This is a genomic window from Desulfomarina sp. (assembly GCF_054039375.1).
In genome coordinates this window covers 1-7,904 of sequence record NZ_JBPLBA010000041.1, presented here as the reverse complement: position 1 = coordinate 7,904, position 7,904 = coordinate 1, and the positions used below count along the sequence as shown (strand labels likewise).

The 7,904-nt window shown below is 48.7% G+C and carries 6 protein-coding genes; 5 read left to right on the top strand and 1 reads right to left on the bottom strand.

Annotated elements, in window-relative coordinates; translation table 11 throughout:
- Positions 1 to 453: 453 nt before the first annotated feature.
- Positions 454 to 1,656 carry a response regulator gene (locus tag ACXLDX_RS02440; RefSeq protein WP_457575603.1) on the top strand — a complete coding sequence of 401 codons (1,203 nt, stop codon included), beginning with the start codon at positions 454 to 456 and terminating at the stop codon, positions 1,654 to 1,656.
- Positions 1,657 to 1,730: 74 nt separating this feature from the next.
- Here the strand turns inward: ACXLDX_RS02440 and ACXLDX_RS02435 are convergent, their stop codons facing one another.
- Positions 1,731 to 2,126, bottom strand: a complete 396-nt coding sequence (locus tag ACXLDX_RS02435; RefSeq protein WP_457575602.1) for a roadblock/LC7 domain-containing protein — start codon at positions 2,124 to 2,126, stop codon at positions 1,731 to 1,733.
- A gap of 324 nt (positions 2,127 to 2,450) precedes the next feature.
- On the opposite strand from ACXLDX_RS02435, the gene dtd reads away from it, so the two are divergent.
- The 4 genes from dtd to ACXLDX_RS02415 all read left to right on the top strand — a co-directional run bounded on the left by dtd (position 2,451) and on the right by ACXLDX_RS02415 (position 7,811).
- Positions 2,451 to 2,900 carry a D-aminoacyl-tRNA deacylase gene (gene dtd, locus ACXLDX_RS02430; protein WP_457575601.1) on the top strand — a complete coding sequence of 150 codons (450 nt, stop codon included), beginning with the start codon at positions 2,451 to 2,453 and terminating at the stop codon, positions 2,898 to 2,900.
- Positions 2,901 to 2,906: 6 nt separating this feature from the next.
- On the top strand, positions 2,907 to 5,822 hold the full coding sequence (locus tag ACXLDX_RS02425) for an insulinase family protein (RefSeq protein ID WP_457575600.1): 2,916 nt from the start codon (positions 2,907 to 2,909) through the stop codon (positions 5,820 to 5,822).
- A 286-nt stretch (positions 5,823 to 6,108) separates the two neighbouring features.
- The gene (locus tag ACXLDX_RS02420) at positions 6,109 to 6,801 is read left to right on the top strand and encodes an iron-sulfur cluster assembly scaffold protein (RefSeq protein ID WP_457575599.1); all 693 of its coding nucleotides are present in this window, start codon (positions 6,109 to 6,111) and stop codon (positions 6,799 to 6,801) included.
- Positions 6,802 to 6,812: 11 nt separating this feature from the next.
- Positions 6,813 to 7,811 (top strand): GGGtGRT protein, encoded by a 999-nt coding sequence (locus tag ACXLDX_RS02415; RefSeq protein WP_457575598.1) that lies wholly within the window; start codon positions 6,813 to 6,815, stop codon positions 7,809 to 7,811.
- Positions 7,812 to 7,904: the final 93 nt, after the last annotated feature.

The following is a 7,904-nucleotide window of genomic DNA, read 5'->3' as shown; positions in this document are numbered from 1 at the left end:
CGCCTTTTCTCAAGGCCCATATCCATACCCCCCAGGGAGCTGTTACACTATAAATAAAGAAATGTACCTGTCACTGGGGGAGCAACTCTGTGATTTTATAATCTTTGAACTGTAATTGCTCACAAATTCCACAGATTTTTACAGGCTCTTTTGTTCGTTATAAGCCCCTGTGCGGACAAAAAAGACCGTGAAAAGCTGGGGGTGCCTGTGAGCATTTACCAAAAAATTGACCAGAATCTGGCCAGGTGAACAGTTTCCGGCCAATACCACCCATTGTACATCCCCGTGAATTGACCGAAAACCTGCAGCCTTGTCAAAATTTTTACTCCCAAAAAAAATGGCCCCGTTTTTGCTACAGAAAAACTATTCATGATTTTACAACTTCTAAACTGCAACTGCTCAACAGGGGCCTGTGAGCATTTACCTTAAATTGTATCACCAAATGGTAACAATATGAAAAGAGTTCTGGTCGTTGACGATGAAGAAGATATGCTCTGGATGCTGCAGAGAAACCTGAGCAAATCAATGGAAAATGTTGAAATCCTGGCGGCAAAATCAGGAGAAGAGGCACTGGCTGTTCTCAGTGACAACCCGACAGACCTTGTTCTCACGGACATCAACATGCCCGGGATGAGCGGCCTGGAGTTGTTGATCGAGATCAACAACCGCCATCCGGAAACGGGTGTGATCATCATGACCGCCTATCCTTCAAACAGCTACGAAAACGAAGCAATGATGAGCGGCAGTCTCAGGTTCATTGAAAAACCTTTCGATATCAAGGAACTTCGTTCAATCATTGAAGAAGTCCTCCAGGAGGATGAAGGTTTCCAGGGGACTGTAGACGGGGTTGACCTGATGGACATTGTCCAGTTCAACGGACTCTCCAGGGCAACGGCAGCACTCAAGGTCACCACCGGGGAACAGGAAGGCATGATCTTTTTCAAAGACGGCAGTGTGGTCCATGCCATGTGCGACAATCTCAGCGGAGAGAAGGCTTTTTTTACCATCCTCCAGTTCAACGGCGGCACTCTCCAGAACATAAAAGGTGTTCAACCCCCTCTGGTCAGCATCGACAAATCCCTTGAAGCCCTGCTCTTTGAGGCTGCCGTGCAGAATGATGAAACCACAGTATCAGAAAAACCTGACGATACACAACAACCACCCCATGAAACTGAATCCGGAGGTGAAGACTCCCGGTCTCTTCCTGAAGAGGATAAGGTGACGCTCAGAGAGGTGGAAAATGAAAATATAGACAATTTGGAAGAACAACCAGAAATTTCAGCAGAGGATTTTGATATGACAGAGATTCAGGAAATTTTAGCGGAATTCACCAATATCGAGGGAGTACATACAGCCTGCCTTGTGGGCCGAGACGGCTTTCTCCTTGACAGCCTGGCCAGGGCAGGAATTGATGCCGAAATGATCGGAGCGATTGCCTCTTCAGGCTTTGGTTCAGCGGAATCCATGGGAAATCAGCTTGGTCAGGGTGATCTGCAGATGACAATGTTTGAATTTGAAAACGGTCCCGTTCTCTTTGCCCCGGTGGGCAGTGAAGCCTTTCTTGTGATTGTTGCCGATCAGGAAACCAACCTGGGCTGGATCAGGATCAGCATAAGAAAAAATTCCAGGAAAATACAGGAAGCCGCATCCCTTTAAAAACCACGCAGCAACCACTCACAAAAGCACCGACTCTAAGAGTTTATGATTCTGAATCCACCACGGATTCAGAATCATTCAAGACTTTTTTCCCATGCCCCCACAAATCCTGCAAAATCTTCTTCGTATTTCTGGATCAGCAATCTGGCCTTGCCGAGCCACTCTTTCTTCGTAGTCATGAGAAAAATAAAAAACGGCTCTTCTTCCTTATGCCTGATAATGAAATGATACTGACTGGTTGTGATCAGGATATCATCTACAACCTCGTCATCCGCCAGCAGTTTAATTGCTTTTGAATTGGATTTAACTACTGAGGCAAGATAGGCGGAAGCAGCAGCTATTTCGATATCATCCTCCCGCACGGTTTCGGCAATGGACATACCGTCATCCACTGTAACCACGGCAGCAGCAAGTATCCCGGGAAGCTCCACAGCCATTTTGCCGACAAGGTTCTGCAGTTTTTCAATCATTTGTAAACCTGGATAAATTGTATAAAACCTGAATCCTGCAGTTCACCGTATCAGAAGTCTTGCTGGCTCGCTTACCTGCTTCGTTACCAATGACCTGGAGCATGTTAATACGTCAGCACTGTTGAACCTTGCATCTCCGGCAGGTAAGCGTAGACTCCGTACTTGCTGATTGCAGAATCCAGGTAGAATAAAAACGATCTGTTCAGGTTCAAATTATACCATTTCCCCCTCATAATTTGGAAGAAGTATTTATTTTTTCACATATTCCAGTATAAATAGTTTCTGAATCAGTTAAAATTTCAGAAACCGCAAAGGAGCTGTTTTATGCGCGCAGTAATACAAAGAGTCAGCAGTGCATCTGTAGCAATTGACTCGGCGACAACAGGAAAAATCGGCCGGGGCCTGGTCATTTTTCTCGGCATTCACGCCAGCGACACAGAAAGAGATCTGCACTGGATGGCCGACAAAACCGCGGCTCTCCGCATTTTTGAAGATAATAAAGGGAAAATGAACCTTTCCCTTGAAGACATTGGGGGAGAAATGCTTATAATCTCTCAGTTCACACTCTATGGTGATTGCCGCAGGGGGAGGCGCCCCGGCTATTCCGATGCGGCACCGCCGGAAATCGCTGAACCGCTCTATCAGCGGTTTATAAACGAGATCAAGAAGAAACAGATCCCGGTCGCCACCGGAACATTCCGGGCGGAAATGGCCGTGGAACTGGTCAATGACGGCCCGGTCACCCTCCTTCTTGATTCCCATAAAAAATTCTGATTACCTATGAAAACAATGACATCCTCCTTTAACGGTTTCACACTGAAACGAGAAGAATTTATAAAAGAAATAGATTCCACCGTTTTTCTCTTTGAACACTCCCTGCTGAAATGCCCAATCCTTGCCATCAAAAACAGTGATTCCAACAAGACTTTTTCTGCTGCCTTCCATACCATCCCCACCGATTCCACCGGCGTGGCCCATATCCTTGAGCATTCAGTCCTGATGGGGTCAGAAAAATATCCGGTCAAAGATGTATTCGGTGAAATCAACAAAGGTGGTCTGACCACCTTTCTCAATGCCATGACCGGTTCCGATATCACCTACTATCCTTTCGCCACAAGGAACCTGAAAGAGTATTTCAATATCATGGATGTCTACTGTGATGTCGTTTTCAATCCTCTCCTGAGCGAAAAAACCTTTGAGCAGGAAGGCTGGCATTATCATCAGGAGAGCCTTGACGCACCGCTCCAGTACCAGGGTGTGGTGTACAATGAAATGAAAGGTGCCTTTTCAGACCCCATCCGCCATATCTTTCATCACATTTTTGCGGGACTTCTACCCGGCTCAACCTATGCCCATGAATCGGGCGGAGACCCGAAAAATATTCCGGACCTGAGTTACGAAGAATTCCGTGCCTTTCACAAAAAACACTATCATCCGTCCAACGGCATGTTTTTTCTCTACGGGGATGCTCCCCTCAAAGAAGAACTGGAATTCCTGCAGAGCCGATTTTTCTCAAATTTCAGTGAACCCGGCAGACGGGCGGAAATCAAAAAAGGCACCCCACCTGACAGCCCCGTCTTTATCAATGACAGTTATGGCGTAGACTCAACAGATATCGTGGAAAAAACATTTCTTGCCCTTGGAACCAATGTGTCCACCGTTGCCAATCGCGAGGAAAACACCGCATTCCAGATTATTGCAAATATTCTGTTCAATTCTGACGGTTCTCCCCTGAAAAACAGTATCACTTCCAGCGGACTCTGCAAAGATTTCGGCGGATTCTATATGGCCGGATCATCATACAGAACCATGATGGTCAGTTACCTTGTGGGCAGTGAAGCGAAATATCGAGATGATTTTCTGGCACTTTATTCGAATACACTGAGAGAAATGGTAGAAAAAGAACTGGACCGGGACCTGGTCCTTTCCGAACTGAATAAATTTGAATTCAGTTTCCGGGAGGAAGCGAGCAAGGCCCAGCGGGGACTGGACAGGATCGGTAAAGCAATGGGTGCCATGAAGTATGGCAATGATCCTTTCGAGCACCTGAAAAGCGAGGAACTGATAAAACATCTGCGCCATAAGGCGTTAAACGAAAACTATTTTGAGGAACTGATTGAAAGCCACCTTATCGACAACCCTTCAACCGTTACCGTCACTCTGATTCCAGATCCCGAAAAACAGAAGAAATCCCAGGAAGAGGAACAGCGCAGACTGGCCGAATACGACAGCAGAACAACAGAGGAAGAACGATCTGAAAGGGTTCGCAGAACCCTGGATCTTATCCGGGCACAACAGACTCCCAACAGTGTGGAAACACTTTCTCTGCTGCCCCGTCTTTCCCTGCGGGACCTGGGAGCGGACGCTGCCTTTCACACCGTTTCACCGGAGAAGATGTTCGGCCATGAAGTCCTGGTCAATGATCTTCCCACCAACCATATTACTTACCTGGACATCGGCCTTGATTTCTCCTGCCTGAGACCTGATCTTCTTCCCTGGCTTGATATCTTTGGTACAATCCTGACGGAGATCGGCACGGAAAAACTCAACTACAGACAGTTCGCCAAGCAAATCGCCACATACACCGGATCTTTTTCCCATTCCCTGACGACATACACCAACCGCAGCCGGCCGGATATCACCCGGCCTGTCCTCTGGCTGCACCTTAAGTGTCTTCCCGACTATATGGAAGAGGCCATGCATCTCCTGGCCGAAACACTCTCAAACGTCTCTTTTGGTGACAGAACAAGGATCAGGGAAATTGTCGGCAGGGAATTTGCCTGGGCGGAACATGCGGCCCAGAGTGAAGGGTACAATCTTCCTGCAACCCGGGTCTTTGCCCACTTAAGCACAGCAGGCATGTATAACGAGAGTTTCAACGGAATAACAGCCTACCTGCAATTGAAAAAACTGGCCCTCAACTACGACTCCATGGAAGAGGAATTTCTGGGCGTATTGCGGGAACTGACGACATTGCTGTTTAACAGGGACAATCTCCTGCTGTCGATAACAGCGGATAAAAAAGAAATTGAGCAATTTTCCCGGACAGGCAGTTGTATCCCGGAAGCCCTCGGCACCATGAAACCACCCCCCCAGCCTCCACCATCACTTCCGTTTCCCCGCCACGAGGCCTTTATTACTTCCGCCGAAGTGGCATTTGTCGTCCAGGGTGGTAATCTCCTGAAAAATGGTGCAGGATATAACGGCCACTTTGAAGTTTTAAAAACCTATCTCTCACGTGATTACCTGTGGAACAGTGTTCGCCAGATGGGGGGAGCCTATGGCTGCTTTATCCAGTTCGGCCAGATAAGCGGTAACCTGGCACTGGTCAGCTACCGCGACCCCAATGTGCGAAAAACATATGAGGCTTACAACCGGATACCCGCAGTTATCGAGTCCCTGGAACTGCCCACGGAAGTAATGGAACAACTCATCATCGGCACCTACGGCGCTTTTACTCCCCTGCAGAGCAGTGCGGCAAAAGGAGCAACCGCCAGAAATGATTATCTGAACGGTATCAGTCCGGAATACAAAAGAGAGCGGCTGGAAGAAATCACAACCACAACCACCGAAGACATGCGCGTCTTTGCCGAACCTTTTGGTCGAATGATTCCGGAATGTCACCGGTCTGTCATCGGCAACAGGATGAAAATTGAGGCCGACAGTGATCTCTTTGAAAAGATTACTGAACTTTGATTTTTTAGGATACCCGTCCCGCGGAATTCAGGGTATAGTGGCAACAATAACAATTCATCACGCGAAAGTCCGACTGCGGTGAAAAAACCTCCAGCAATACGGACTTTCGTAAAAAAAATCTGCTTACGTACAAAACTCAGCCCGTTATTTGGGAGTCTGGGGATGTGCCTGTTCTATCAATTGAGATTTCCAGTAATTTATGACCGCAGGCCAGCCTGATAAAGCAGGCACATTCCCAATCCGGCTGAATGTAATTGGTAATCAGAAAAAATAAAGGAGCATGACAATGCAATACTCTTCTGAAATTGAGGAAATGTGTCGTGTCGCCCAGGGGACGAATCACGGTCCCGCGCCGATTCCCCAGGAAGGCAGATGGACGCAGGCAAAGGAAGTATCCGATATCAACGGACTGACCCACGGTGTCGGCTGGTGCGCGCCCCAGCAGGGGGCATGCAAACTGACCCTCAATATAAAAGACGGCCTGATTGAAGAAGCCCTGATCGAAACCATCGGCTGCACCGGTATGACCCATTCTGCAGCCATGGCTTCCGAAATCCTGCCCGGCAAAACAATTCTCGAAGCGCTCAATACGGATTTGGTCTGTGACGCTATTAACGTTGCCATGCGGGAACTTTTCCTGCAGATCGTCTATGGACGCAGCCAGTCCGCGTTCTCGGAAGGAGGCCTGCCCATCGGGGCCGGCCTTGAAGATCTCGGCAAAGGGCTGCGTTCAGTCTGCGGCACCATGTACGGAACCAGCAGAAAAGGTCCCCGTTACCTGGAAATGGCGGAAGGCTATGTCCTGGAAATCGGCCTGGACAACAATGACGAAATTATCGGTTATAAATTTGTCTCCATGGGAAAAATGATGGACGCTATCAAAAAAGGAGTGGATGCCGGCAAAGCGCTTGAAGATGCAACAGGAACCTATGGCCGGTTTAATGATGCCGTAAAAACTATCGATCCCCGTCAGGAATAAGGAGAAAGAACATGGCACTGTTTGAAAGTTATGACAGGCGGATTAAGCAGATCACTCCTGTCCTGAAAAAATATGGAATACAATCCCTGGAAGAGGCAAGGGAAAACTGTCTGCAATATGGTGTTGATGTGGCAAAAACAGTAAAATCGATCCAGCCCATCTGTTTTGAAAACGCCGTATGGGCCTATACCCTTGGAACAGCCATAGCCATTAAAAAAGGAGCGAAAAAGGCATCGGACGTTGCTGCCGCCATTGGCGAAGGTCTGCAGGCTTTCTGTATTCCCGGCTCTGTCGCCGACGACCGCAAGGTTGGTATCGGCCACGGGAATCTCGCGGCCATGCTCCTGAGGGAAGAAACACGCTGTTTTGCCTTTCTGGCCGGTCATGAATCTTTTGCCGCGGCGGAAGGAGCCATCGGTATCGCCAGATCGGCCAACCGGGTGAGGGAAACCCCTCTCAAGGTTATTCTCAACGGCCTCGGAAAAGACGCAGCAAAAATTATTTCAAGAATCAACGGTTTCACCTATGTGCAGACCAGCTTCAACTATGCCACCGGAGAACTCACCGTTGTTGATGAAACAATTTACTCCGATGGAGAGAGGGGCAAGGTCAGATGTTTTGGTGCGGATGATGTGAGAGAAGGCGTTGCCATCAATCATCTGGAAGGCGTGGATGTCTCCATTACCGGGAACTCCACCAACCCTACCCGCTTTCAGCATCCGGTGGCCGGAACCTACAAAAAAGAATGTGTCCAGCAGGGGAAAAACTATTTTTCCGTGGCATCGGGCGGGGGAACAGGACGGACCCTGCACCCGGACAACATGGGAGCAGGTCCTGCCTCCTATGGCATGACAGACACCATGGGACGGATGCACTCAGACGCCCAGTTCGCCGGTTCTTCCTCTGTGCCCGCCCATGTGGAAATGATGGGACTGATCGGCATGGGCAATAACCCTATGGTCGGTGCCACCGTAGCTGTATCCGTGGCTGTTGAGCAGGCTGCAGGATAGTATCAGGATAAACCATTTCCGGCCGGGTCCAACACCTGCCCCTTTCATTTTCACCCGGCCAACCCTTCTCGTAACCGTCGCTCCCATGCAGGG

Bases quoted from the DNA above. Each gene is read 5' to 3' on its own strand.
- ACXLDX_RS02420 (WP_457575599.1), top strand. From the start codon at position 6,109: ATGCAATACTCTTCTGAAATTGAGGAAATGTGTCGTGTCGCCCAGGGG.
- dtd (WP_457575601.1), top strand. From the start codon at position 2,451: ATGCGCGCAGTAATACAAAGAGTCAGCAGTGCATCTGTAGCAATTGAC.
- ACXLDX_RS02415 (WP_457575598.1), top strand. From the start codon at position 6,813: ATGGCACTGTTTGAAAGTTATGACAGGCGGATTAAGCAGATCACTCCT.
- ACXLDX_RS02435 (WP_457575602.1), bottom strand. From the start codon at position 2,126: ATGATTGAAAAACTGCAGAACCTTGTCGGCAAAATGGCTGTGGAGCTT.
- ACXLDX_RS02425 (WP_457575600.1), top strand. From the start codon at position 2,907: ATGAAAACAATGACATCCTCCTTTAACGGTTTCACACTGAAACGAGAA.
- ACXLDX_RS02440 (WP_457575603.1), top strand. From the start codon at position 454: ATGAAAAGAGTTCTGGTCGTTGACGATGAAGAAGATATGCTCTGGATG.